Origin of the sequence: Bacteroides sp. MSK.18.37, assembly GCF_019129155.2 — a bacterium.
Lineage (GTDB): Bacteria > Bacteroidota > Bacteroidia > Bacteroidales > Bacteroidaceae > Bacteroides > Bacteroides ovatus.
On sequence record NZ_JAHOIB020000001.1, the window covers coordinates 665,458 to 690,383 of the forward strand.

A 24,926-nucleotide genomic window follows, 5' to 3' on the forward strand; every position below is an offset into this window, starting at 1 on the left:
TCATTTCGGAAAAACAAAGATGCAGTTTTAGAAAACAGAGGCTTCCTTTGGAGAAAATAGAGGTTCTATTTATTCCAAACAGAGGCTCTGTTTAGGTCAAATAAAGGCTCTATTTTATTTCAAATAGAGTATCTGTTTTACTTCAGACAAAGTATCTGTTTGAATATTCAATCCTCTTTCTTTTTTCATTCTTTGATTCTCTTCTTTTTCATCCCCTATTCTTTCCTCTTCATTCCTCTATTTCTTCCTCTTCGCCTTCAATCCCAATCGCTAAATTCAAAGCTCAACTGTTCCCAAACACCGTGTTGTTCATCGGCTTCCTCTTTTGGATTGGAGACGGAAAGACCGATGAGCCGGATTGGATGTTGCTCAAATTCGACACTTTTAAGCAATTCTTTTGCAAGTGGGAGTACCCGGTCTAAGGTGGTGAGTTCCTGCGATTGAGTAAGGCTTCGGGTTATCTGGCTAAAATCATGAAACTTGATTTTCAGGGTAAGCGTGTTACCTTTGAAGTCTTTTCGCTGAAGACGTTCAATCAGCTCTACTGCTACATGGTATAGTTCGATAATGACCGATGAACGGGCTGAAATATCACGTTCCAATGTACGTTCGCAGCCAATGGATTTACGGATACGAATTGCTTCGACAGGGCGTTCGTCAATTCCTCGTGAGCACTCATAATACAGTGCGCCGGCTTTCCCGAAATGGGCTGTCAGCATTTCAAGAGAGCATTTCCGTAGTTGAAGTCCATTGTGGATGCCAAGTAGATGCATCTTCTTTGCAGTCACCGGCCCCACTCCCCAAAAAGATTCGATAGGAAGACGGGCGATAAAATCAAGGGCCTGTTCCGGATGAATGGTACATAAGCCATCCGGTTTGCGATAGTCCGAAGCTATTTTAGCCAGAAACTTATTATAAGAAACTCCAGCAGACGCAACAAGGTTGAGCTGCTCCCGAATCTTCTGCTTTATTTCCTTTGCTATATCCACAGCCAGGGAAATATCTTTTTTATTTTCTGTGACATCCAGAAAAGCTTCATCCAGAGACAGAGGTTCGATGATATCCGTATATTCGTGGAAAATCTCATGTATCTGACGGGAAACGGATTTATAAACATCCATCCTGCCAGGTACAAAAATGAGTTGGGGACAAAGACGTTTCGCCTTTTGCGAAGCCATGGCAGAACGGACACCGTAACGCCGGGCTTCATAACTGGCAGCAGCCACAACTCCCCTCTCTTCAGCATGACCTACCGCTAAAGGCTTGCCACGAAGTTCTGGATTATCACGCTGTTCTACAGAGGCATAGAAGGCATCCATGTCGATATGTATAATCTTTCTCTGCGTCATTGTTTAGGATTAGCAGAGCAAACTTACTATAAATTCCCGAATAAATCCTGCTTATCGGTTCAAGAAATAATATGCTTATGATTTTTATAGATATAAGTCAAAAAAACATTCAATATCTTGTCAAAGACAGTTCTTATTATATTATATTTGCATATCGTCTATTCAAAATATAGAGGTAGTTAATAAGTTTGTGCCACCATACAACTCTTTAAGATTATGAAAAACACATTATTTTGCTTATTCATATTTTGCAGTGTTTCCACATTCGCTCAAAATGGAATCACTTTTAAGGTCGAAAAGCTTTCAAAGCCTGAAGAATTACTTCATCTACACTCCCCGAATGAAATTTACGAAAGTCTTATATTATCAGATATGGACATAGAGCCTTATGAGATAGAAGAGAAGAATATCAAGGTTCCTTATCATATCATTGCAAAGAGCGAATCTCCCGACAGTCTCGTTTCTTTTGGCCCTAATTCTTTTTTCAATGGTATGTATCAGGCTTATGCGGATCACAGGCCATTCGTATTGTCTCCGGACATGATTTGGCTATTAATCAGCCAGGGATTTGCACGGCATATCAATGCCAATCAGGAATCTATGAGAAATGAACTTGTTGATTTCTCCGGCAAACTATCCTTAATTGTAAGAGAAGACAAAAAGCTGGAAGACCCTACTCTTTCGTGGGAGAAAATCTTTCCGCAATTTACAGAACAAATATCCCAATACGCCGGTAAGCATCTGACCGAACTGCTCACCTGCAATTTTTCAACGACTACCTCTTTAGAGAAAGTTGCTTCCGAAATAACAATCATGGAAGCTGTAAAACCTTACTTTGAGTTTATCATCATACGCATTGTCTGTGGAATACCTGAAATAACTCTCGAAGGAACACCGGAGGACTGGGAAAAACTACTGCACAAAGCCAGAGGGTTGAAAGAATACAAACTCGATTGGTGGATTTCAGAACTGGAACCTCTTTTGGAAGAATTTGTCAAAGCATCTAAAGGAGAAGTCAATAAGGACTTTTGGCGCAACATGTTTAAATATCATTCACAGAAACGATACGGAGCCCCAAACATTATTGATGGATGGATCGTGAAGTTTTTCCCTTATGATAAGGAAGGGAAAAGAAATAATCTGAAACAGCTGGAAGGCAAAAATTGTCTCCCTGATGAGATAGTGAAGGTAGATGTAAAGTATCAGGAAGTATATGGCGACGCTATCAAAGAAACTCCATTAGAATTTTGGGCAGGTTTCATTGGATTAGAGCAAAACAGCAAGACTTTTGCTCTGCGACCGCAAATTGGTTGGATGGTCAGGAAGAAAGACGTTAATAAGGAGGGATTAAAAAGTAAATTAAGTGCTGATGCTCAAAAGGATGGTTGGGGAAGCGGCATCAATATCAGAGTAAAAGAATTTCCGGCTGTACTGTTGGAGCTCAAAGAAATAAAAAGGTTGGATATCCAATTTATCGATACAATCAATATACCGGACGAAATATCAAAGATAAAAATCGGATCGTTGAGTTTATATGGAAAGATTACTAAAGAAGGGATAGAACGTATCAAAAGATTATTACCTGACACAGATATAAAAATAAATGGTTCGCGAGGTGGGAGTGCTTCATTTATGACTCCATAATAAAAAGAGGCTATCCAAAAGCCATAAGTCAGATTTCAAAGGCTATCAAGATGCACTATCCCGAAAAGAAAGGATATTCAGCGAGAAGCCTTACCTATATGTGTCAGTTTGCCCGAACATACCCACTAGAGATATTACAAAGAATGCTTTCTTGTGACAAGGTATTGGGAACGCCAACAATCCCCAATATGCTATCCTTGACTGATGAACTGAACTGTTTACCAATTACGCAAGAACCTCTTGCGCAATTTCAGACAAATATATTTCAATCAAAAGAATTTACGCAAGAGCCTCTTGCGCAAATTCAAAAGATAGACAAGACAATCTCCGCAATGCTGCAAACATCCATTGATGATATTGAAAAGGATTTTGTTTGTTCCCCCATTTCAAAAATAAACTGGACCAGTCATGTGATACTATTGGATAGCTCATTACCCTTAGGAAACAAATATTGGTACATGAAACAGTCCGTTGAAAACGGATGGAGCAGCAACGTATTAAAGATACAGATTGAGACTAATCTGTTCAAACGGCAGATAGAAACACAGAAAGTCAACAATTTCACAAAGACCTTGCCCGCCCCTCAAAGTGACTTAGCCAACTATTTGCTGAAAGACCCGTATATATTCGATGTAGCAGGTACAAAAGAACTGGCAGATGAAAGAGATATTGAAAAACAGCTTGTAGAACACGTCACAAGGTATCTATTGGAAATGGGGAACGGCTTCGCCTTTGTAGCCAAACAGAAACATTTCCAAGTCGGGGATAGCGATTTTTATGCAGACCTTATCCTATACTCCATAAAACTCCACGCCTATATAGTCGTAGAATTAAAGGCTACTCCATTCAAGCCAGAATATGCAGGGCAATTGAATTTCTACATTAACATCGTAGACGACCAGTTGAGAGGTGAAAACGACAACAAGACAATAGGATTGTTGCTCTGCAAAGGCAAGGATGAAGTAGTAGCACAATATGCCTTGACGGGCTATGCACAGCCCATAGGAGTAAGCGACTACCAGCTAAGCAAAGCCATTCCCGAAAATCTGAAATCCGCCTTGCCAAGTATCGAGGAAGTGGAGGAAGAATTATCACAGCTACTCGATAACAAGAAAGACGAAAAGTAATCCGATCAGTCCCGTTTGGACAGTCTTGACATTTAAGCCGTCTGCCACCTATACAACGACCGATTCGACCCGAGCATTGACGAACAGATGAATATCACAGAAAATAGAAATATTAAATAAAACAAAAACACCCCGCTTTACATTCTAATAATGTAAAGCGGGGTGCAAATCTCATAAATTACTTAAAATCAGCATTTATTGTGGACCTGGAGGGAATCGAACCCTCGTCCAAACGAGGAAATCATAAGCTTTCTACATGCTTATCTTTGCCTAAATTTTCGTGCAGGAACAGAACCAAAGCCATCAATTCCTGCCTTATCCTCTAAAGTTTCATCAAAAGTGCGAGGCCGCCTTTGACTATCCCCGATGTAACTGCACCACTGAACCGGAATGCTTCGGAGCAACAGCTTCCGAGTGATGTCTCGTCCTGGCACCTAGTGCCTGGATTAAGCTAATCTACTGTGATTCGATTAAGCAGCAAGAGCGTAATTAGTTTCGCCAGATAAAATTTTGATAACTGATATTTAAGTGGAAATTACCGACCCACTGCATGCTTACCTACCATTTCTGCCCGCTGTCAAATCCAGTCAAGCCCAAATTTTTATTCGTACAGAATAGCGATTGTTTAGAACGCTTTCCAAGAGTGCAAAGATAGGAAATGTTTTCTAATTTACGAGAAGACGTTAGCAAATATTATATCAAAGCACTATCTTTACGGAGCTATTTTATATTTAAGATGAAAAAGTATCATGAAAAATCAACCAATAATAAGCTACTTATGATTAAGACATATCTATCTAAAACATCTATATTCAAAGCATTTGCCGCTGTTTGCATATTCGGAATCAGTATCAGTGGCTGTACTTCTAAAAAAAAGACTCCTATGGAAACAACCGGTACAACGGAAAACGAACTAACCATGTTGGTGGGTACTTACACATCAGGAACCAGTAAAGGGATATATAGCTACCGCTTCAACGAAGAAAACGGGACTTCCACTCCCTTAAGTGAAGCGGAAATTGAAAATCCTTCTTATCTTGTTCCATCTGCCGACGGAAAATTCGTCTATGCAGTCAGTGAATTCAATAATACGCAAGCTGCCGCCAATGCATTTGCCTTCAATAAAGAAAAAGGTACTTTGCAACTATTAAATTCACAGCAAACGGGAGGTGAAGATCCCTGCTATATCATCGCCAGTGGAAATAATGTGATAACCGCCAACTACAGTGGCGGCAGCATCTCCGTTTTCCCTATCGCAAAAGATGGCTCGCTCCTACCCACTTCCGATATTATACAATTCAAAGGTACGGGAGTAGACAAGGAACGACAAGAGAAACCGCATCTGCATTGTGTCCGTATCACTCCGGATGGTAAATACTTGTTTGCCAATGACTTGTGTACAGATCAAATACATAAGTTTATCATTAACCCAGCTGCAAATGCAGAGAATAAAGAAGCATTTCTGAAAGAAGGATCGCCTGCTGCCTTTAAAATGAAAGCCGGTTCGGGTCCCCGCCATCTGACTTTCTCGCCAAACGGTCATTACGCCTATCTGATTAATGAGTTATCGGGCACAGTAATCGCTTTTGAATACAAAGACGGAGATTTAAAAGAGATCCAGACAATCGCTGCCGATACGGTAAACGCACAAGGAAGTGCTGACATTCATATCAGCCCGGATGGAAAATTCCTGTATGCCAGCAATCGTTTGAAAGCAGATGGTATTGCCATATTCAATATCCACCCGGATAACGGAATGTTGTCAAAAGCAGGCTACCAACTGACAGGGATTCATCCACGCAATTTCATCATCACGCCTAATGGCAAATACTTGTTGGTTGCTTGCAGAGATAGCAATGTGATACAAGTTTATGAAAGAGATGCAGATACAGGACTATTAACAAATGTACAGCAAGATATTAAAGTAGACAAGCCGGTCTGCATAAAATTTGTGCCATAATTTGTCATAATCTCCCGGCTATTCATCAACTACTGATAGCCCTTTACTTTTTATTTTGAGCAATCCGATTGTCAGGAATTTGAGTCTTCACAACGATTTTACTCCCGTTCTTGGTACACTTGATACATTCTTTCCGCAATGTTCTCTCTTTTAAGTCAAAAATGAGATTCGGATTAAAATGTTGCCCGTTAATACGGGTTTCGAAGTGTACATGTTCGGTAGTGGCACGACCGGTACGTCCTGTCAGCCCGATAGGTTGTCCGGCTTTTACAACATCACCAGTTTTAACCAGATTCTTGAAATTGTGGCTATAAAATGTTTCTAATCCGTTAGCGTGACGGATTACAACGATATTTCCGTAGGCATAATAGGGTTTCGACATACGCACCACTCCATCAAAAGCAGCACGAATCGTATCTTTTGCACAGGTCTTAATGTCTGTTCCCGAATGTCCTCCGCGAGTTCCATAGGCAGAGATTACTTTTCCTCCGGGTAATGGAAAAGCATATTCGTGGTCTTTCAGAGAATCCAAATGCAGATAGATATGATTGCTTTTAGCAAATAATCCGGGAGTAGCTACCCGTACATCAGCCATTTCGCGGGCAGAGAAGGAAGGTTTATCCTGCCCGTCAGCAGTCAGTGGCAATAATAATAAAACTGTCAGTAAGATAAGTATGTTTTTCATGTCTTTTTTCTTAGAGCACTCATTCTAATTATTCGAAGAATACGATTTCGCCTCCATCCGATTCTGTATAGTTTCTTAATAAGGTCTGTATCATTTCAGCAGCTTCTCGCAAACCTTCTTTTCCGTTATAACCGTTGACTATGGCTAGGATATGAGTAGTTTCGAGGTCCATCTTCGTACGTTCATGGTCGCTTGTCGGGGTTCCGATTCCGCCGAAAGAATCACGATATACAGGTAATCCTTCGATATTCAATACACCGCGTCCGATACCTTCAAACGGTTCTCCTGCTTTGCCGATACCGAGTTCAAGATGCGTACCTTGTATTTTGTCCGCGTCAAAACCACCGATCGAATGTCCTGTGCGAAGAGACACTAAATTAATAAGGTCTACCAACGTATCAATCTGATATAAAGGAATTCCACGCATCAGGCGGCGGCGTAGAGCTTCGGCTGACGGGCGGTAACGTCCGGGGTCTTTGCCACAACGTTTATAAGCCTCACGGGTAGCAAAGATAACGGGTTGATGTTTGATGTCTTCCATCTGTGTTGTGGAAGTCAGTTGCCTAGTAAAAGCGTCGATTTCCTGCCAAAGCCCTTCGTTGTAAGCAGTATTCTTCACCGCAGCATACACGGCGGCTCCGGCAAAAACCGGGCATGCGTCTTTTATTTCTTTAGATACTTTTATTTCAAACATAACTTATCATAAACCAATCATCAGCGTCCTGCGATTACGGACGCTAATTATTACTTTCTAATCATTATTCCCGACAATGTACGACCGGAATCTATTCCCAGTCTACGTGCAGAGAAGAATTCATCATGATGAATATAGGTACAGATTCCGGCCACTTCTATCTGTTCTGCAGGCACTCCGAGATTCAGTAATTCAATCCGGTTGGCTTCCCACAAATCAATATGATATTTGCCCGTCTCCTTCTTCTTCATAGAAATAAGAGACATATCGAAGCCGCTTTCTTCAAAAGCATCATACACCTCATCACCTACTTCAAATGATTCGAGCGAAATGCTCGGCCCGATGCAAGCTATCACATCTTCGCCTTGCGTCCCGAACATCTTATTCAAGTGGTCCATCACATTACTGACAATATGCTTCACTGTTCCTTTCCATCCGGCATGAACGGCAGCCACAACGTGTTGTTTTTTGTCGTACAGCAATACAGGAACACAATCCGCCGTCGTGACACAAACGCAATATCCCGGCACATTAGTTATCAAGGCATCCATTCCTCGCAGAAGTAGCCGTCTCATTTCCAATGATTCTTTAAAAAATGATTCATTGATAATCAGACTGGCACAGCCATGATTCTGTTCAGGAATAAATAATTCCTTTATCTGATGATTCATGCACTGAAACAACCAGCTCTGATTGCGATTGACATTCATACATGAGTCGTTGGTATAAGGCGAACAGTTGAAAGAGCCGTAAGCTCCGGTGCTTATACCTTCGTGACGCGTAGTTACAAAATGAGCTACTTCGGGATATGCCTCCAGTGACTTATATCCCTTCAACTCGTTATGTTTTGTAAGTGAAATCATTTTTCTTCCCAATCTTCTTCTTCGTATTCATAATCGATATCATCGTCATCGTCGACATCTTCCTCATATTCATAAACGATGTCTTCATCTTCGCCCATGTCTTTGAGTTCCTGTTGCAGACGGGTCACGTCTTTCGGACGGTGAACGATGTCCTCTATCTTATTGCTTTCCTTGTTCAGTTCTTCCCAAAGGATGTCTTTCAACACCGAGATGCCCAAACCGGAAACAGAAGATATGAATACATGTGGAATGCCTTCCGGCAATGTAGGTTCAATCTCGTCCATCAACTCCTGATCGAGCATATCACTCTTGGTGACAGCCAACACACGTTGCTTGTCCAACATTTCAGGATTGAAGGTACGCAGTTCGTTCAGCAAGACTTCGTATTCTTTACGAATGTCGTCGCTGTCTGCCGGAACCATAAACAGCAGTAATGAATTACGCTCGATATGACGCAAGAAACGCAGTCCCAAACCTTTCCCCTGGCTGGCACCTTCGATAATACCCGGTATGTCCGCCATCACAAAGGATTTTCCACCGTGATAGGAAACGATGCCCAAGTTGGGTTCGAGCGTAGTAAACGGGTAATCGGCAATTTTCGGTTTGGCAGCCGAAATGGAAGAAAGCAAAGTTGACTTTCCCGCATTCGGGAAACCTACCAGACCGACATCGGCAAGCAGTTTCAGCTCCATGATAACGGTCATTTCCTGCATCGGCTCTCCCGGCTGCGCAAAACGCGGAGCCTGACGGGTGGCCGTCTTGAAATGCCAGTTACCCTGACCGCCGCGACCGCCTTTGAGCAAGACCACTTCCTGTCCGTCTTCTGTTACGTCACAAAGATACTCCCCTGTCTCGGCATTATAAACTACCGTTCCGCAGGGTACTTCTATTATTTTATCCGCACCGTCTTTTCCGAAACTACGTCCTTTGCTCCCCGATTCACCATGACCGGCCATTGCATGACGGTCATACTTCAAGTGCAGCAATGTCCAGTAATTACGGTTACCGCGCAAGATGATATGACCTCCTCTTCCACCATCGCCCCCGTCGGGACCTCCGTTAGGACAATATTTCTCGCGCCTCATGTGCGTAGAGCCTCTTCCGCCCTTACCCGAGCGACAGTATATCTTTACGTAATCAACAAAATTCGACTCAGCCATATTTTTTTAAAGAGTTAAAGTAGTCAGTAGTTAGAGCAGTTAATTAGAACACTCCGGCTACTGACTTATTTATTTATAATATTGTATTATTACAATTTATCTACTGCTTCGCAGATTTCAGCGAAGATACCTTCCATAGTACCCAAGCCGTTGATGTGTTGGTATTTCTTTTCGTTCTTGTACCAGTCGATCAGTGGAGCAGTCTGTGAATGATATACATGCAGACGTTTCTTGATTGTTTCTTCGTTATCATCAGCACGACCGGAATCCTTGCCACGTTTAATGAGACGTACCATCAGTTCTTCTTCCGGAACATCCAAGTCAACCATTACAGAAACGTCCTGTCCTCTTTCTGCCAACATTTTCTTTAATGCTTCTGCTTGTGCAATTGTTCTTGGGAAACCGTCGAAAATTACCCCTTTGCTATCTTTGAAGCTGTCGAATACGCTTGCCAGAATATCAATCATTAATTCATCAGGAATCAATTGACCTTGGTCGATATAACCTTTAGCTGTTTTACCCAGTTCTGTGCCATTCTTGATTTCAGCACGCAATACATCTCCTGTCGAGATGTGATTGATTCCATACTTTTCTACGATACGTTCGCTCTGTGTTCCTTTTCCTGAACCCGGAGCACCGAAAATTACGATGTTCAACATTTTGTTATTTACAATTTAACGATTTACTATTTACCATTTAAACTGGTACCTATTTAATATTAATCTACTACTGTATAAATATCGGGATAATTACGTCCGAAACCATCATAATCCAGTCCGTAACCTACGATAAAGTCGTTCGGGATTTCCATCGCTACATATTCAATGTTGAGGTTTACCTTGAGCTTTTCAGGTTTCACCAACAGAGAAGCGATATGAATAGCTTCGGGATTGCGTGTACCTAATGTTTCGAGCAGTCGCTGCATCGTCAGTCCTGTGTCTACGATATCTTCTACGATCACAATGGTACGTCCGGCAATGTCTTCATTCAGGCCGATTACCTCTTTAATCACTCCGGTGGAAGTGATGCCCTGATAAGACGCCAACTTCACAAATGAGATTTCACAAGGGATGGTGATGTGCTTCAGTAAATCAGCAGTAAACATGAACGAACCGTTCAACACACTAAGGAAAAGCGGATTCTTACCTGCCAAATCGCGGTTGATTTCGTTCGCTACGCGAATCACTTCTTTCTGAATTTCTTGTTCCTTAATGGAAACGGTAAACAATTTGTCTTTTATCTGAATGGTATCCATAACCGGTAATTTAAAAATAACCTTGCAAAAATACGATTTTTTATTCTACCCCGTGCATCATCTTCTGTAATTTCTTCGAGAGAAGGAACAGAATCAACGAAGCAACACCGGACATTACGACGAATACCATAAAGAAATCATACATGGTAGCAATCTGATAACCAAAGATTGACTTCACTTTTCCGGCTTCCGGATAGAGTCCGCTCAACATTCCCGCAAATTTATTGGCTGTGGCAGTAGACAGATACCAGATTCCCATCATCAGGGAAGCGAAACGCAGCGGACTCAATTTATTTACCATTGAAAGTCCGATAGGCGACAAAGCTATTTCACCCATGGTATGAATAAAGTAAAGTCCTGTCAGCCAAATCATGCTCACTTTCACTCCGGGAACTGCATCTTTCACTCCGAAACAGATGAAAAGATAACCTAAAGAAAGGAGTAACAGACCAATCGCTTGTTTGGTAGGAGAAGCAGGTTCCATCTTTCGCTTGTTCAGGAACCCCCATACACCCGGCATGATATATGCCAGGACAACTACAAACAGTGGATTGAAGGATTGAAACCATGAAGCCGGCATTTCCCAACCGAATATGTCACGATTCGTCTGTTCGGATGCGAAGAGAGTTAAAGAAGCTCCCGCCTGTTCGTAGGCTGCCCAGAAGAAGATGACAAAGAAGGCTACTATATAGATAACGAAAATACGGCTGCGTTCTATTTTTGTCAATGAACCGTCTAACAGGATCAGAACAGGGAAAACAATGCAGGCGGTAAAAATGCCGATACTCACCCAATCGCCTTCAAATGCATAGTTAAAGAAGGCTATTAAAGCAATGGTAAGAATTGTGATTACAAGGGTATTACGTACTTTGGTACGTTTGTCCATCTTCGGGTGTGAGATATGGTCGGCCTTGTCTTCTTTCTTTTCACGTTTAGCATCGGGGATAATACCAATCGGTTCTCCGGAAGGAGAAAAAAGATATTTATTCTTTTGAGTCTCGAAAAGAACAACGGTGAACAGTGTCATGATTCCGGCTGCAAGAAATCCCCATTTAAAGTCATGCGGATCACCGGTATCACCCAGATAACCACAAATCAAAGGAGCAGCAAAAGAGCCTACATTCACTCCCATATAAAAAATGGTGTATGCAGCATCCAACCGCCTGTCTCCGGGTTCGTAGAGCTGACCTACCAGAGAAGAGACAGTGGGTTTGAAGCAACCATTGCCTAGAATCAGGAAGCCGAGTCCACCATACATCATCCAGTGGGCAAGGTTCGTATTATCTAAAGTGGAGGCACTCATAAACATCAGGAATTGTCCGACTGCCATCATTACCGCTCCCCAAAACACGGAACGACGGATTCCCCAATATTTATCGGCAATGTATCCGCCAATCAACGGGGTTAAATAAACTAGTCCGGTATAGCTGCCGTAGATGGATGCTGCCGCTTCTTTGTCAAACAATAATGCCTGCGTCAGGAAAAGAATAAAGATCGCACGCATACCGTAGTAACTGAAACGTTCTGCCGTGCTTGTCGCGAAAATCAGATAAAGGCCTTTCGGATGCCCTTTCAATGCACTCATGAATTTATGTGTTTAGTAGTTTATGGGGTGCAAAGGTACAGAAAAAGTAGATTAGATGCTTCTCTTATCAAACAGAATAATAGGGGGAATAGTAAAAACGAGCATAAAAATCCTACTGATCCACTTCATTACTTTTTTAGCAGTGTAAATAATAAAGTGGAGATCCATCTTAAATGTAGGTTAGCTACCACCTTAGCCAAAAGTAAATTCGACATTTTCGATACTGGCAAAAAGCATTCCTTCTCTTTTCCTCAAAAAGATTTTGTCTTCTCGGGCCAGCCAACCAATAGCGAGAGCTACGTCTTCAAACGTCAAACTTAATTCACGGCACAAATCGAACATTGAAAGTTCACCTTTTTCATTTAAGATGCGCCATACTTTCCCGGCATTCAAGCCAATTTTTGTCTTTTCCATCATGCAAACTTTAGAAGATTAAACAATCCGTTATTTAGATTTTAATTCATTTTCATTGTGAGCACTGGAAAATGATGTGATGCACATTATCTATCTCCAAAGATAACATTTTTATCGGAAACGGCAAATAATCAAAGGCTTAATAAGGGGAACCGCATTAAAAATTTGTTTAAGAAGGTATGGCGATAAACTAAACACAATTTTCATCCGCGCCTCTACAGAAAAAGATTTTTCATTTTCATTTCTCATAGTGTAGTGTACCGGAAGCTGACATTGAATAAATAGAACTATGTATTCCTTTTGCTTGCTTCCATACACAGTGTCTTAGTCCCACATATTGTGGGAAAAGATTCCCTAAGGCTTGGGAAAGTATTCCCTTATTTTATGGGAAAGTTTTCCTTCAATATATGAGAATACTTTCCCACAATATATGGGACAATCGAGACCAATGAGCATCTTCAAGCAAAAAGCCACTATTTTATCTAAATAGTAGCTTCATTTCCTGATAAAAATAAGGCAGGCTGAAAGAAAAAAGGAAGAACAAATGGCTTTTGACTATGAGAAATACCCTGAAATACTATGAGAATAAGGTGGCTTTTGAGCCAAAATATGGGAGAACTTATGAGAAATACCGTTTCGAAAAAGTGTTTCTCATAAGATATCTATTTGATTAGCTTTCGTTTATCGAAAAACAATGAGAATATGAGAAATGAAATGAAGAAATCTTTTTCAGGAGAAATAAAAGTAAGTTCATAATGGTGCTGCATTGAATTATTTTTTGGCGGAGTTATTCTAACACTTAATAGTTCAAAAGCAGATATTTCTCTGACCCAAAGATAGAACTAATGATGAATTAAAAGTTGCAATTATGGTTTTCTTCCCACAACAAACGGGAAAAGTCAGAAGAATCATGTACATTTGTAATCCGAAAACTAAAAGAACATCGCAATGAAAATATTTCCAAGCAGCAGTATCAAGAAATTGGACGCTTATACCATTGAGAACGAACCTATTGCATCAATCGATCTGATGGAACGTGCAGCAACCGTATTAACAAAAGCCATCACAGACAGATGGAATACGGAAACGCCGGTCACTATCTTTGCCGGACCGGGGAATAATGGCGGAGACGCTCTCGCCGTAGCCCGCATGATGGCTGAAAAAGGATATAAAATCGAGGTATTTCTCTTCAACACGAAAGGAGAACTTTCACCCGACTGCCAAACCAATAAAGAACTGGTAGAAATGATGGAAGAAGTAAAATTCCACGAAATCAGTACCCAATTCGTACCTCCCGTCCTGACGCCCGACCATCTGGTAATCGACGGATTATTCGGTTCAGGCCTGAACAAACCGTTAAGCGGCGGATTCGCTGCCGTAGTGAAATACATCAATTCCTCCCCTGCTATGGTAGTAGCCATCGACATTCCTTCCGGACTGATGGGAGAAGAAAACACATTCAACGTAAAAGCTAATATTATCCGTGCCGACGTAACTTTCAGTCTGCAACTGCCGAAGCTCGCCTTTCTTTTCGCAGAGAACACGGAATTTGTCGGAGAATGGGAAGTGCTGGACATCCAATTAAGCGAAGACGGTATTGAAGAGATGGAAACGAACTACGAAATGTTGGAAATAGAGCAAATCCGTTCACTCATCAAGCCACGCAAACAGTTTGCCCACAAGGGGAACTTCGGCCATGCACTATTGATTGCCGGTTCAAAAGGAATGGCAGGAGCCTCTGTTCTCGCTGCCCGCGCCTGCCTCCGTTCGGGAGTAGGGTTGCTGACTGTCCATGCGCCAATGTGCAACAACGACATCTTGCAAACCTCCATACCCGAAGCAATCGTAGAAACCGACATCAACGAAACCTGTTTTGCCGTACCTACCGACACGGACGACTATCAAGCAGTCGGCATCGGCCCAGGGCTGGGACGAAACGAGGAAACGGAAGCTGCTTTATTGGAGCAACTGGAACATTGCCAGACTCCTGTTGTGGTGGATGCCGACGCACTTAATATCCTCGCCAACCACCGTCATGCACTTACCCACCTGCCGAAGGGTTCCATCCTCACCCCGCATCCGAAAGAACTGGAACGTCTGACCGGCAAATGCCAGGACTCTTACGAACGTCTGATGAAGGCTTGCGAATTGGCTCGTGCCGCCCATGTTCACATTATTTTAAAAGGAGCCTACTCCGCCATTATCACCCCAGAAGGTAAATGTTTCTTCAACCCAACCGGAAATCCGGGAATGGCAACCGGAGGTAGCGGTGACGTACTGACCGGAGTAATCCTGGCACTGCTTGCCCAAGGTTACTCAACCGAAGAAGCCGCTAAAATCGGCACTTACATTCACGGATTGGCGGGCGATGTCGCTCAAAAGAAGCAAGGAATGATCGGAATGATCGCAAGCGATATTATCACCTGTCTGCCGACAGCATGGCAACTTGTAAGCGAATAAAAGTTAAGAACTTACCCTTTTTTCAATAACTTCATTAACTTTGTTTTCAAAACCAGTTAAAAAAGAACCGAATATGAAAAAGTTGATTATAGCAGCAGGACTACTAATGACAACGTCCGCCTATGCACAAACCGAAGTACTGACAGGGGTTACCCGAGGAAAAGACTATGGAGTGGTTTACAGTCTTCCCAAAACCCAAATAGAACTTGAAATAAAAGCCAACAAAGTCAACTATACTCCGGGAGAATTCAGCAAATATGCTGATCGTTACCTGCGACTGACCAACGTCTCCGCCGATCCTGAAGAGTACTGGGAACTGGCTAGCGTAAAAGTGAAATCCGTAGGTGTGCCCAACAGCGAAACTACGTATTTCGTAAAATTGAAGGATAAGACAGTAGCACCGCTTATGGAACTGACAGAGGATGGCATTGTGAAAACGATCAATGTTCCTTACAGCAATAGCAGTGTAGGCAAAAAAGCTGCTCCCGCCCCCGCAGTCCTCCAAAAGAAAGCGAATCCTCGCGAATTCCTGACCGAAGAGATTCTGATGGCTAGCTCTACCGCCAAGATGGCCGAGCTGGTGGCTAAAGAAATCTATAACATCCGCGAAAGCAAAAATGCCTTATTGCGCGGACAGGCTGACAATATGCCTTCAGACGGAGCACAGCTTAAGATTATGCTCGACAATCTGAATGCACAGGAAGAAGCCATGACGCAAATGTTCTCCGGCACCTGCAACAAAGAAGAGAGAACATTCACTGTCCGCCTTACCCCTGACAAGGAATTCAACAATGAAGTTGCTTTCCGCTTCTCGAAGAAGTTAGGTGTAGTTGCCAACAATGATTTGGCAGGAACTCCGTTTTATATCAGTCTGAAAGACCTGAAATCGGTCAAGATGCCACAGGAAGATGGTAAGAAGAAGAAAGATTTGGATGGAATCGCCTACAACGTACCCGGACAAGCTATGGTTACACTGACCGACGGTAAAAAGAAACTTTACGAAGGTGAGCTTCCTATTACCCAATTTGGTGTGATAGAATATCTGGCTCCGGTTTTGTTCAACAAGAATTCTACCATCAAAGTTTATTTTGATCCGAATACGGGAGGATTGCTCAAAGTGGACAGAGAAGAAGGGAAATAGAAAAACGAAGGAAGTGAACTTCTAAAAAACAAAGAATATGGTTGGTGAAGGACATGCATTCGACATGATACGCCGAATAAAAGAGGGACGGGAAGCTTCCCGCCTACGTCGTGAACGTGCTAACGATAAGTTGAAGCATCTAAACCGTGCAAACGAACCTTATCCACTACCCAACACCACCCCCGAAGAAATGGAACGTATCATCCACGACTCGGAGAAAAAGAAAGAGAAAGACAGCAATTATTTTGTTTGGGGAACGCTTATTATCATGGGAGTCCTGATAGCAATTGCCGTCATACTTTGGGCTGTATTTATCAAATAAATAATAATAAGTTCCTATTTATACGACTGGTATCACCAGTTTTATAAATCCATCTTTCTGCATTTGAGAAAGATAAGCCGATACACGCAACTCGTAGCCCTCTTCATTTTGAAAGTGGTCTGCGAGTTTTTCTATAATCTCACGAACATTGCGTTTTCCATCTATCAGTTCCCATACAGCTGTACCGTGTTCTTCCAATTTCACATGAAGTTCTTTCGACATTCCTTTTGGCACAAGGAAGCGTTGCATCCACGGATATTTAAAACGGGGAAAGGAGAGCACAATTGTCTCCCCTTCCCTTTCTGCTGTAATATGTTCACTGCGACAGGGAATGACCTCTAACAGGTTGATTTTCTCTTTGGCAGCCATACTTCTTATTTTTTATTTCAGAGTATTCATACTGATACTCTTCTGTTTACACCTTGATACAAAATTCCTTTGTTACTTTAGGTATTGAATTTCCTAGTTACTTTTGGATATTCGCCTCTTCCAAACCGTATCCCTTCTTCTTGTTCTCTGCCTTCAACATCAAAGCCACAATCAGAGCAAGCACACCAAAGAGAGCAAAAATAGCCATCGGCAACGTGTAATCATAAGTCTGTGCACCGTCTACTACCGGACCTTTGCAATAAGTATTCAACACCCATCCGATCAACAAAGGAACACCCATCAATCCCCAGTTCTGTACCCAGAAAATCAATGCATATGCGGTACCCAACTGTTTTTCCGGAATAATCTTCGGAACAGACGGCCACATAGCTGAAGGCACCAACGAGAAGGCAAATCCCAATATAATCATGATGATAGTAGCAAACCACCATATATTCAGTATAGGCAGAGCAAACATCGTATGCACAAAAATAAGCATCACTGATCCGATTATCATCAATGTGGCTCCCTTACCAATACGGTCATAAAGCGAGCCGAACAACGGAGTCAGGATAATCGCACCAATCGGCAACAATCCGGGAATCGTTCCCGCCAACTTCGGATCTACGTTATACTTCTGCACCATCAAGTCGGCAGCATACTTGATAAAGGGGAATACAGCCGAGTAGAACAATACACATAGTAATGCAATCAGCCAGAATCCTTTATTGGTAATGATATACACAATATCATTCATACGGAACGGCTCTTCCGGCTCCAATCCTTCTGCATCCAAAGAAGCATCCAACTTCTTATCATAGAAAGTATAAAGGAAGAAAGCAATCGTACCCACGCACAACATAATCAGACAAAACAAAATCGGAGCAGGAATATTGGTATGAAATGTGCCACTCTCATCCGTAGATCCGAAAAAGTCGGCCAAAGGAACCGTGAGCACCATTGCCAGAGTTGTTCCGATACGTGCCGTAGCCATTTCAAGTCCCATAGCCAATGCCATTTCCTTACCCTTGAACCATTTCACGATAATTTTGGAAACTGTGATACCGGCAATTTCCACACCTACACCGAAGATAGCATACCCCAATGCAGCCAGGGTTACCTGTGTTTTGAATCCGAAGAGCATGGCACCTTCCGGAAAAGTAGTAGAAATCGCATAGTATTTCAATCCACAACCAAACACCATCAATAAGCAAGCTCCCATTCCGGTAAAACGAACTCCCATCTTATCCAAAATGATACCACCGAAAATCAGCATCAATAGGAATACATTAAACCACCCGTAAGCACTTGTGAAGAAACCATAATCAAGACTGTCCCATAGTAGTTCTTTCTCAAGCATGGGTTTTAGAGGAGACATTACGTCGGTGAGGAAATAGCCGCATAGCATAGTAAATGCGACCAATGCTAGAACACTCCATCGGAGTACGGCGGAGTCATTCAATTTCTGTTTCAAATGTTCTGTCATTGTTATATTTAAAAATAGTAGTTAATAATCTTCATACGACCAACAAAGGTAGTTAAATCTCGTTTGTTTCTATCAAAAAGAGATTGTTTTTACAAGAAAAAGTTAAGTGCGGATTACACTGACCACGCGGAAGATTGAAAATCCGTGTAATCTGCGTAATCCGCACTTAAATATCAAAGAAATGCAGCATCCGTCTGCACCTTCCCATTAATGGTTTTACCCCAAAGTCTTACCTGACAACGGAGTGAATTACTCTGCTGCAGGAGCAGGAGTTTCAGTAGCCGGTGCCGGAGTTTCTGTAGCAGGTGCATTGGTAGCAGGAGCTTCAGTTTGCGGCGCAGCCGTACCTGCGGGTAAGTTATACGGGTTAGTCTGTTGTTCTTTCTGTGCCTGTTCCAACACTGCGTCTTTAGCAACAGCAGAGCGAGGAACTACATAAGCAGTAGCAATGCTCATTACCACCATGAAGATAGCTAAGCCCCATGTTGCTTTTTCCAGAAAATCTGTAGTCTTGCGCACGCCCATGATGGCGTTAGATGAAGAGAAACCAGAAGCAAGTCCGCCTCCTTTTGAGTTCTGAATCAGCACGATGAAACACATCAACAAGGCTGCAATAACCATTAAGATAACGAATAATAAGTACATTTTTAGTTATTTTGAATTAGCGTTAATAATCAATTTCTCCAAAAATCTGATTTGGTCTGCAAAGTAAGCATTTTTTTTTGGATATTTCAAGCTTAATTTTTTAATTATTTCAAGAGCTTTTGAATATCGTTGCTGTTTAACATAGATTTTTGCCAAAGTTTCCGTAAAACAGCTGTCATCTTCCTCTTCTTCCTTCATCGTTTCTTCTTCGGTAAGTTCGTCCGAAGAGGTTGGCGAAGATGGCATTTCTTCTCTTAAAGGTTTCTTGCAGAGGGGAGAGTCGCTCTCGCTCTTTTCTATAAAGTCGTCAATCAGTTCGTAGCCTTTGAGTTTGGGCGTTTCTTCGGCCGGCTGTTCCGTGGCCGGAGTCTCCTCCAAAAGATAAGAGGTGTAATCCATCGAATAGTCGAAGCTGGTGCGGGCAGTCACCTCTTCGGGTACTGTGGACAAGAAAGCGTCGATCAATGCTAATGTGCGGTCTACGGACGGTTCGTCTTTCAGCACCTCCGTGAGAGGTACTCCCTTTTTCCGTGCCTGCACATCATAGCGGTCACCTTCAATCAACCGGAACAACTGCCGTCTGTCTGCAATGTAAAGAACTGCTTTCCGCAGTTCTCCACCAAAACTAATATCATGGAGAATATACAGATTCTTCAGATACAGCAGACGAAGTGACTGAAAATACGGATACCTCGCAAGAAGATTGCGCAGTTCGTACAAAGTATCCCTATTCAGCGTCTCGGGATGCTGAATCCATTGTTGAAAGTTAACAGAAGTCATTTATATTACCAGTTTGCTACAGTTGCATTAAAAATTTGGTCGGTGATCTCTTTAGACATTTCAGCAATCAATCCGTCCTGTACGGCAGTCAGCAACTGGCTAGAGTCGTAGGTACGGAACGCAGAAAACTGTTGTTCAAAGTCTTCGGCATGATTGGTGTTGTTGACAAAACGTACATTAACGGTGATAGTCAACTTCGTCTCCGAAGAATAACCGTCGGCAGATACAGCCTGATTGTACTGATTGTAACCTGTGATTTCTCCGTCAATCTGCAAGTCGGCATTTTGACTCGGCTTGAGCAGTTGCAGACGGGTCTGCCGGATGAAGATATCTTTCAGGTCCTCATTAAACTTGGTTGCCAACGGAGCATACACATACTCCGACTTGATCGGGAAGTCGGCTATCGAAATGGTCTTTACCTTATCATAATTGATAGACGATCCGTTAAACTTATAGGAAACAGTGCACGCAATGACTACCAACGGCAAGCCGAACAGTAACAAAGGGCGTATTATTTTCTTAATCCAATTCATATTCTTTTATTTTTCTATAGAGTGTACGCTCGGAAATATTCAAGTCCTTGGCCGCACTCTTCCGCTTTCCATGATGCCTCTCAAGTGCTTTGCGTATCATTTCTTTCTCCACTTCGTCCAGTGACAAAGGAGATTCTTCTACATATTCTTCCGTGTCTTGTATGTCATCATCATCCTTGCAAACCGTGGGCTGCATGGTGTGAATGATAGCAGGTACCGAAGGTTGATGCGCCGTCACTACCGGAGTAGTAACCACCGTTCCCATTTGTCCTACCTGCCCCACCTGTCCGGCACGTTCCGCCATCAGGTTGTGCACCATCTTCTTCAGCTCCGCCACTTCCTGGCGCATATCGAACAGAACAGAATAAAGAATCTCCCGTTCGCTCTCAAAGCCTTTACTCTCACGCGTTCCCATCAGCGCGGGAAGACGTTGCGTATTTTGTGCGGGAAGATAATTCTGCAAGATAGCAGCAGAGATCTCCCTATTGGTTTCAATGATAGATATTTGCTCGGTGATATTCTTCAACTGACGCACGTTTCCTGGCCACGGGTAAGCCAACAACTCTTTCTTCGCATCCTCCGTCAACTGAATAGCAGGCATCCGGTATTTCTCTGCAAAGTCTGCGGAAAACTTACGGAACAACAGGAGCACATCGTCACCACGTTCACGCAAAGGCGGTATCTGGATAGGCACCGTATTCAACCGGTAATATAAATCTTCACGGAAACGTCCTTCTGCAATCGCTTGTGTCAGATTGACGTTGGTAGCCGCCACCACACGCACATCCGTTTTTTGTACTTTGGACGAACCTACTTTCATAAACTCGCCACTCTCCAGTACACGGAGCAAACGTGCCTGGGTAGACATCGGCAACTCCCCTACTTCATCAAGAAAAATAGTACCGCCGTCAGCTTCGCCAAAGTACCCTTTCCGTTCGCCAATCGCACCGGTAAACGCACCTTTCTCATGTCCGAACAGTTCGGAATCAATCGTACCCTCCGGAATAGCACCACAGTTGACAGCAATATACTGCCCGTGCTTCCTCCGGCTATATTGATGAATAATCTGCGGAAAACTTTCTTTCCCGACTCCACTTTCTCCGGTAATCAGCACAGACAAATCGGTAGGAGCTACCTGAATGGCAACATCTATGGCGCGCGACAATGCTTCAGTATTTCCAATAATACCGAAACGCTGTTTCACTTGTTGTATCTCTGCTTTCGTCATCACTCGTTTTTAATCTTCGTCTACTGTATCCAGCTTCAGTTTATCACTATCGTCACGTTTCTCGTAATACTGTTTACGCAACGGATTGGCACGAGCCACTTTTTCCCGCTGACGATTACGGAACACGTCGATGGCAACATAGATTGCCTGACGGAAAGAATCTTCACAAGCCACTCCCTTACCTGCAATATCGTATGCCGTTCCATGAGCCGGAGAAGTACGTACTACCGGCAGTCCTGCCGTATAGTTCACCCCGTCTTCCATAGCCAAGGCCTTGAACGGAGCCAGCCCCTGATCGTGATACATCGCCAGGATACCGTCAAAATGAGTATAATTGCCTGAACCCATAAAGCCGTCGGCCGCATAAGGACCGTAGCAAAGGATTCCTTTCTCTTCCATTTCTTTCATGGCAGGGATAATCACTTCCTGCTCTTCCATTCCCAACAAACCACCGTCTCCGGCATGAGGATTGAGAGAGAGCACCGCAATACGCGGAGCGCCGATACCGAAATCCTGTTTCAGACAACGATGGAATATCATCAGTTTCTCCTGAATCAGCTCTTTGGTAATCGTAGTCGCAATCTCTCTGACAGGGATATGTGTCGTCACCAAAGCCACCCGGAAGTCATTCTTCATCAAAATCATCAATGACTTATCACCATTGCCCAGACGTTCTTCGATATATTCCGTATGTCCGGGGAAGGAGAACTCTTCCGACTGAATCGTATGTTTGTTGATCGGAGCTGTTACGATAACGTCTATCAATCCTTCGCGATATTCTTCGATGGCACGTTCCAAAGCCCCCAACGCAGCTTTACCGGCTTCGGGATCGGGTTTGGAAAATTCCACTTTCACCTCATCATCCGTACAGTTCACAACGCTCAAACGGTTGTACCCCGCTTCGGTAGCAGAGTTGACAATGCTGAAATTGGTCTGTATATCCAGCGCTTTGCGATGATAAGCCGCTACTTTCGGTGAGCCATAAATGATCGGAGTACATAGTTCCAACATCGTAGGGTCGGAAAATGTCTTAAGAATCACCTCATAGCCCACCCCGTTAATATCTCCTTGGGTGATACCTATCCTTATCTTGTTATCTTCCATGTTTTTATTTATTAGTTTGTTCCGCTTCCTTAGATGCTTCTCCCAATGGAATCTGCTTCTGCTGAACTTCATTCGGAAGTTTCAGTGTATACAGAGATGCTTCCATCTGGCGTACCAGGTTGCGTTTCATTTTATCAGGTGAATAAACAAATATTTCTGCTGTAATAATTCGTTGGTTTTTCTCGTCCAGACGAGTATGAGACACATACGGACCACCCATAAAGTCGCCCTTCATACGCCACAGGCCACGTGCTTCCATTGTGTAGCTGTTCTGTACATTGATCGGACGGACATCGGTCAGCAAACTATCGGTCGACATATAAACGCCTTCCTTGAATCCGGGGATATTGGCTTTCATCACGGAGTCACGTTTGTGCACAAAATATTCTTTGGTAAACGTATCCTTGTCAGTGTACGGATAAGAGTACATCACAAAGTTACGGTCGGCAGTACCTGTGTTGGTAGAAGCCCAGAAGAAATCATCCCCGGTCTTTGAATTAGCCAGTTCGGCATCCACCCAGATGTCGCATCCGAACAAACTGTCCACTTTCTGCGAAATGAAATTACTGTGTTTCCCTTCCAGGAACGTAATCTGACGGTTCATTTCCGCACGGGTAAAGAAGTCGACAATCGTCTTTTTGTTCTCTTCCACAAACTTCTCAAACTCTTCTTCGTTCGGAGCCTGGATAGTCAATATCATCTGCGGATTGGCATACACGTCCTTCGCATATTTGAACGAGGCTTTCGTATATATATCCTGTATATCTACAATAATAATGTTACGTATCAACTTCAGCGTAGAATCATAATCTTTCGGTGAAGTATACATAATCCGGAAAGAAGGTTCCGACTGCGGCAAACCGGGCATATCAGCATCGAGCGCATCATGTAAAGCCCTTCCGGCAGCACGATCCCAAACACCGTGATCTACTACAACCAAAAGCTCGTAAGCACGACCACTAGAGGTGTGATTTCCTTTCAGACCACAAGATGCAACGACAAAGGCTACCAAAGCGATGCATAAAATAAAAGAGTACTTTTTCATGATGTTCGGTTTTATATATTAACTTTCATTATTTTTCTCCTGTTTCGCTGTCGACAGCATACCGCAAGCGGCAAAAATATCTTCGCCTCTGGATGAACGGATAGTGGTGAAAAGTCCGTGTGACGTCAGATAATCACGAAAACGGGTCATCGTATCCATATCCGCCCCCTCAAGGTCTACCCCCGGTATGGCATGAAAACGAATCAGATTCACCCTGCAATCCAGCCCGCGAAGAAGTTTCAGCAACTCTTTGGCATAGACCTGCGAATCATTGAGCCCTTTAAAAACAATATATTCAAACGAAAGTCGACGTTGTTTACTAAAATCATAGTTTTTTAACAGTTCCACCATTTCGGTGATTGAAAACGCCTTTTCCGCCGGCATTAATTCAGCACGCTGAACGGTCAGCGGAGAGTGAAGGCTGATGGCAAGGTGGCAGTCATTTTCTTCGATAAAACGCTGCAATCCTTTCCGTAGCCCGACTGTAGAAAGCGTGATACGCTTCGGACTCCATGCGTAACCGTAGGTAGCGGTCAGTAGTTCCAATGCCTTCAATACCTCATCCAGGTTATCGAGCGGCTCGCCCATTCCCATCATTACGACATTAGTCAGTTTATCCCGTTCCGGCAGCGAATGAATCTGGTTCATGATCTGGCTGGCGGTCAGGTTAGCGGTATACCCCTGTTTGCCGGTCATACAGAACTTACAGTTCATCTTGCAGCCCACTTGTGACGACACGCACAACGTTGCCCGGTCATCATCCGGTATATAAACCGACTCTACAAAATGGTTCTCACCCACTTTATAAAGATACTTCACCGTACCATCTACAGAGCGCATTTCATCTACCGGAGCTTCCGCTCCCACCTCATAGTTCTGCTTGAGCAACTCCCGGTGTTTCAATGACAAATTAGTCATATCATCAATCGAGGCTACCTTCTTTTCGTAAAGCCAGGATGCAATCTGTTTGGCAGCAAAGCCGGGCATACCCAGTCTTTTTGTCAATGATTGAAGCTCTACAAGAGTCATTCCTAAAAGGGGATATTTAGACATTCTTCTTTCTGTTGATAGTTTATA

Annotated in this window: 24 protein-coding genes and 1 other RNA gene; 6 read left to right on the top strand and 19 right to left on the bottom strand. The window is 43.0% G+C overall.

The window, feature by feature from the left end:
• Window positions 1-257: 257 nt before the first annotated feature.
• Complete coding sequence (gene dinB / locus KSX81_RS02845; protein ID WP_004301910.1) at window positions 258-1,349, bottom strand: DNA polymerase IV; 1,092 nt, start codon at window positions 1,347-1,349, stop codon at window positions 258-260.
• A gap of 216 nt (window positions 1,350-1,565) precedes the next feature.
• Here dinB and KSX81_RS02850 point away from each other — a divergent pair, with 216 nt between their 5' ends.
• Together KSX81_RS02850 and KSX81_RS02855 are read left to right on the top strand one after the other, a co-directional pair.
• Window positions 1,566-2,993, top strand: coding sequence for a DUF4419 domain-containing protein (locus KSX81_RS02850; protein WP_149945466.1), 1,428 nt, complete (start codon window positions 1,566-1,568; stop codon window positions 2,991-2,993).
• On the top strand, window positions 2,978-4,120 hold the full coding sequence (locus KSX81_RS02855) for a YhcG family protein (protein WP_162864659.1): 1,143 nt from the start codon (window positions 2,978-2,980) through the stop codon (window positions 4,118-4,120). The genes KSX81_RS02850 and KSX81_RS02855 overlap by 16 nt, the downstream gene beginning before the upstream one ends.
• A gap of 198 nt (window positions 4,121-4,318) precedes the next feature.
• On the opposite strand, the gene ssrA is transcribed toward KSX81_RS02855, so the two are convergent.
• Window positions 4,319-4,715, bottom strand: a transfer-messenger RNA (tmRNA) gene (ssrA, locus tag KSX81_RS02860).
• A 183-nt stretch (window positions 4,716-4,898) separates the two neighbouring features.
• Here ssrA and KSX81_RS02865 point away from each other — a divergent pair.
• Entirely contained in the window at window positions 4,899-6,080 is a 1,182-nt protein-coding gene (locus KSX81_RS02865) for a lactonase family protein (protein WP_217725776.1), read from the top strand.
• 43 nt (window positions 6,081-6,123) lie between these two features.
• On the opposite strand, the gene KSX81_RS02870 is transcribed toward KSX81_RS02865, so the two are convergent.
• From KSX81_RS02870 to KSX81_RS02905, 8 genes are all read right to left on the bottom strand, one after another.
• Window positions 6,124-6,765, bottom strand: a complete 642-nt coding sequence (locus KSX81_RS02870) for a M23 family metallopeptidase (protein WP_009039721.1) — start codon at window positions 6,763-6,765, stop codon at window positions 6,124-6,126.
• Window positions 6,766-6,793: 28 nt separating this feature from the next.
• On the bottom strand, window positions 6,794-7,459 hold the full coding sequence (locus KSX81_RS02875) for a B3/4 domain-containing protein (protein WP_195651246.1): 666 nt from the start codon (window positions 7,457-7,459) through the stop codon (window positions 6,794-6,796).
• A gap of 50 nt (window positions 7,460-7,509) precedes the next feature.
• A complete protein-coding gene (pgeF, locus tag KSX81_RS02880) occupies window positions 7,510-8,322 on the bottom strand; it encodes a peptidoglycan editing factor PgeF (RefSeq protein WP_004308345.1) in 813 nt (270 codons plus the stop codon).
• Complete coding sequence (gene obgE, locus KSX81_RS02885) at window positions 8,319-9,482, bottom strand: GTPase ObgE (protein ID WP_008021004.1); 1,164 nt, start codon at window positions 9,480-9,482, stop codon at window positions 8,319-8,321. Before obgE ends, pgeF begins: the two co-directional genes overlap by 4 nt.
• 89 nt (window positions 9,483-9,571) lie before the next feature.
• Window positions 9,572-10,141 (bottom strand): adenylate kinase, encoded by a 570-nt coding sequence (locus KSX81_RS02890; RefSeq protein ID WP_004301902.1) that lies wholly within the window; start codon window positions 10,139-10,141, stop codon window positions 9,572-9,574.
• A 59-nt stretch (window positions 10,142-10,200) separates the two neighbouring features.
• A complete protein-coding gene (gene hpt / locus KSX81_RS02895) occupies window positions 10,201-10,737 on the bottom strand; it encodes a hypoxanthine phosphoribosyltransferase (protein WP_004308350.1) in 537 nt (178 codons plus the stop codon).
• Window positions 10,738-10,777: 40 nt separating this feature from the next.
• Window positions 10,778-12,322: a peptide MFS transporter gene (locus KSX81_RS02900; protein WP_004325025.1), complete on the bottom strand. Its 1,545-nt coding sequence runs from the start codon at window positions 12,320-12,322 to the stop codon at window positions 10,778-10,780.
• A gap of 192 nt (window positions 12,323-12,514) precedes the next feature.
• Window positions 12,515-12,739, bottom strand: coding sequence for a winged helix-turn-helix domain-containing protein (locus tag KSX81_RS02905; protein WP_004301899.1), 225 nt, complete (start codon window positions 12,737-12,739; stop codon window positions 12,515-12,517).
• 945 nt (window positions 12,740-13,684) lie between these two features.
• Here KSX81_RS02905 and KSX81_RS02910 point away from each other — a divergent pair.
• The 3 genes from KSX81_RS02910 (at window position 13,685) to KSX81_RS02920 (ending at window position 16,659) form a co-directional block, all read left to right on the top strand.
• A complete protein-coding gene (locus KSX81_RS02910) occupies window positions 13,685-15,196 on the top strand; it encodes an NAD(P)H-hydrate dehydratase (protein WP_149953212.1) in 1,512 nt (503 codons plus the stop codon).
• A 73-nt stretch (window positions 15,197-15,269) separates the two neighbouring features.
• The gene (locus KSX81_RS02915) at window positions 15,270-16,337 is read left to right on the top strand and encodes a DUF4831 family protein (protein ID WP_004309795.1); all 1,068 of its coding nucleotides are present in this window, start codon (window positions 15,270-15,272) and stop codon (window positions 16,335-16,337) included.
• Window positions 16,338-16,374: 37 nt separating this feature from the next.
• A complete protein-coding gene (locus tag KSX81_RS02920) occupies window positions 16,375-16,659 on the top strand; it encodes a hypothetical protein (protein ID WP_004301893.1) in 285 nt (94 codons plus the stop codon).
• Window positions 16,660-16,677: 18 nt separating this feature from the next.
• Here KSX81_RS02920 and KSX81_RS02925 read toward each other — a convergent pair whose 3' ends face one another.
• The 9 genes from KSX81_RS02925 to rlmN all read right to left on the bottom strand — a co-directional run bounded on the left by KSX81_RS02925 (window position 16,678) and on the right by rlmN (window position 24,902).
• A complete protein-coding gene (locus KSX81_RS02925) occupies window positions 16,678-17,028 on the bottom strand; it encodes a PqqD family protein (RefSeq protein WP_008645320.1) in 351 nt (116 codons plus the stop codon).
• A gap of 97 nt (window positions 17,029-17,125) precedes the next feature.
• Complete coding sequence (locus KSX81_RS02930; RefSeq protein WP_151928254.1) at window positions 17,126-18,514, bottom strand: MFS transporter; 1,389 nt, start codon at window positions 18,512-18,514, stop codon at window positions 17,126-17,128.
• 249 nt (window positions 18,515-18,763) lie between these two features.
• Window positions 18,764-19,159 (bottom strand): preprotein translocase subunit SecG, encoded by a 396-nt coding sequence (gene secG / locus KSX81_RS02935; RefSeq protein WP_004301890.1) that lies wholly within the window; start codon window positions 19,157-19,159, stop codon window positions 18,764-18,766.
• A gap of 6 nt (window positions 19,160-19,165) precedes the next feature.
• A complete protein-coding gene (locus KSX81_RS02940) occupies window positions 19,166-19,939 on the bottom strand; it encodes a hypothetical protein (RefSeq protein ID WP_008775527.1) in 774 nt (257 codons plus the stop codon).
• Between the two features lie 5 nt (window positions 19,940-19,944).
• Window positions 19,945-20,472: an LptE family protein gene (lptE, locus tag KSX81_RS02945; protein WP_004315825.1), complete on the bottom strand. Its 528-nt coding sequence runs from the start codon at window positions 20,470-20,472 to the stop codon at window positions 19,945-19,947.
• Window positions 20,459-21,700 carry a sigma-54 interaction domain-containing protein gene (locus KSX81_RS02950; RefSeq protein ID WP_004309800.1) on the bottom strand — a complete coding sequence of 414 codons (1,242 nt, stop codon included), beginning with the start codon at window positions 21,698-21,700 and terminating at the stop codon, window positions 20,459-20,461. The genes lptE and KSX81_RS02950 overlap by 14 nt, the downstream gene beginning before the upstream one ends.
• A gap of 9 nt (window positions 21,701-21,709) precedes the next feature.
• Window positions 21,710-22,804, bottom strand: a complete 1,095-nt coding sequence (gene pdxA / locus KSX81_RS02955; RefSeq protein WP_008645324.1) for a 4-hydroxythreonine-4-phosphate dehydrogenase PdxA — start codon at window positions 22,802-22,804, stop codon at window positions 21,710-21,712.
• A gap of 4 nt (window positions 22,805-22,808) precedes the next feature.
• Window positions 22,809-23,849 (bottom strand): DUF4837 family protein, encoded by a 1,041-nt coding sequence (locus KSX81_RS02960; RefSeq protein ID WP_004309802.1) that lies wholly within the window; start codon window positions 23,847-23,849, stop codon window positions 22,809-22,811.
• A gap of 18 nt (window positions 23,850-23,867) precedes the next feature.
• The gene (gene rlmN / locus KSX81_RS02965; RefSeq protein ID WP_008017001.1) at window positions 23,868-24,902 is read right to left on the bottom strand and encodes a 23S rRNA (adenine(2503)-C(2))-methyltransferase RlmN; all 1,035 of its coding nucleotides are present in this window, start codon (window positions 24,900-24,902) and stop codon (window positions 23,868-23,870) included.
• Window positions 24,903-24,926: the final 24 nt, after the last annotated feature.

Bases quoted from the DNA above. Each gene is read 5' to 3' on its own strand.
- dinB (WP_004301910.1), bottom strand. From the start codon at position 1,349: ATGACGCAGAGAAAGATTATACATATCGACATGGATGCCTTCTATGCC.
- KSX81_RS02850 (WP_149945466.1), top strand. From the start codon at position 1,566: ATGAAAAACACATTATTTTGCTTATTCATATTTTGCAGTGTTTCCACA.
- KSX81_RS02865 (WP_217725776.1), top strand. From the start codon at position 4,899: ATGATTAAGACATATCTATCTAAAACATCTATATTCAAAGCATTTGCC.
- KSX81_RS02870 (WP_009039721.1), bottom strand. From the start codon at position 6,765: ATGAAAAACATACTTATCTTACTGACAGTTTTATTATTATTGCCACTG.
- KSX81_RS02875 (WP_195651246.1), bottom strand. From the start codon at position 7,459: ATGTTTGAAATAAAAGTATCTAAAGAAATAAAAGACGCATGCCCGGTT.
- pgeF (WP_004308345.1), bottom strand. From the start codon at position 8,322: ATGATTTCACTTACAAAACATAACGAGTTGAAGGGATATAAGTCACTG.
- obgE (WP_008021004.1), bottom strand. From the start codon at position 9,482: ATGGCTGAGTCGAATTTTGTTGATTACGTAAAGATATACTGTCGCTCG.
- KSX81_RS02890 (WP_004301902.1), bottom strand. From the start codon at position 10,141: ATGTTGAACATCGTAATTTTCGGTGCTCCGGGTTCAGGAAAAGGAACA.
- hpt (WP_004308350.1), bottom strand. From the start codon at position 10,737: ATGGATACCATTCAGATAAAAGACAAATTGTTTACCGTTTCCATTAAG.
- KSX81_RS02900 (WP_004325025.1), bottom strand. From the start codon at position 12,322: ATGAGTGCATTGAAAGGGCATCCGAAAGGCCTTTATCTGATTTTCGCG.
- KSX81_RS02905 (WP_004301899.1), bottom strand. From the start codon at position 12,739: ATGATGGAAAAGACAAAAATTGGCTTGAATGCCGGGAAAGTATGGCGC.
- KSX81_RS02910 (WP_149953212.1), top strand. From the start codon at position 13,685: ATGAAAATATTTCCAAGCAGCAGTATCAAGAAATTGGACGCTTATACC.
- KSX81_RS02915 (WP_004309795.1), top strand. From the start codon at position 15,270: ATGAAAAAGTTGATTATAGCAGCAGGACTACTAATGACAACGTCCGCC.
- KSX81_RS02920 (WP_004301893.1), top strand. From the start codon at position 16,375: ATGGTTGGTGAAGGACATGCATTCGACATGATACGCCGAATAAAAGAG.
- KSX81_RS02925 (WP_008645320.1), bottom strand. From the start codon at position 17,028: ATGGCTGCCAAAGAGAAAATCAACCTGTTAGAGGTCATTCCCTGTCGC.
- KSX81_RS02930 (WP_151928254.1), bottom strand. From the start codon at position 18,514: ATGACAGAACATTTGAAACAGAAATTGAATGACTCCGCCGTACTCCGA.
- secG (WP_004301890.1), bottom strand. From the start codon at position 19,159: ATGTACTTATTATTCGTTATCTTAATGGTTATTGCAGCCTTGTTGATG.
- KSX81_RS02940 (WP_008775527.1), bottom strand. From the start codon at position 19,939: ATGACTTCTGTTAACTTTCAACAATGGATTCAGCATCCCGAGACGCTG.
- lptE (WP_004315825.1), bottom strand. From the start codon at position 20,472: ATGAATTGGATTAAGAAAATAATACGCCCTTTGTTACTGTTCGGCTTG.
- KSX81_RS02950 (WP_004309800.1), bottom strand. From the start codon at position 21,700: ATGACGAAAGCAGAGATACAACAAGTGAAACAGCGTTTCGGTATTATT.
- pdxA (WP_008645324.1), bottom strand. From the start codon at position 22,804: ATGGAAGATAACAAGATAAGGATAGGTATCACCCAAGGAGATATTAAC.
- KSX81_RS02960 (WP_004309802.1), bottom strand. From the start codon at position 23,849: ATGAAAAAGTACTCTTTTATTTTATGCATCGCTTTGGTAGCCTTTGTC.
- rlmN (WP_008017001.1), bottom strand. From the start codon at position 24,902: ATGTCTAAATATCCCCTTTTAGGAATGACTCTTGTAGAGCTTCAATCA.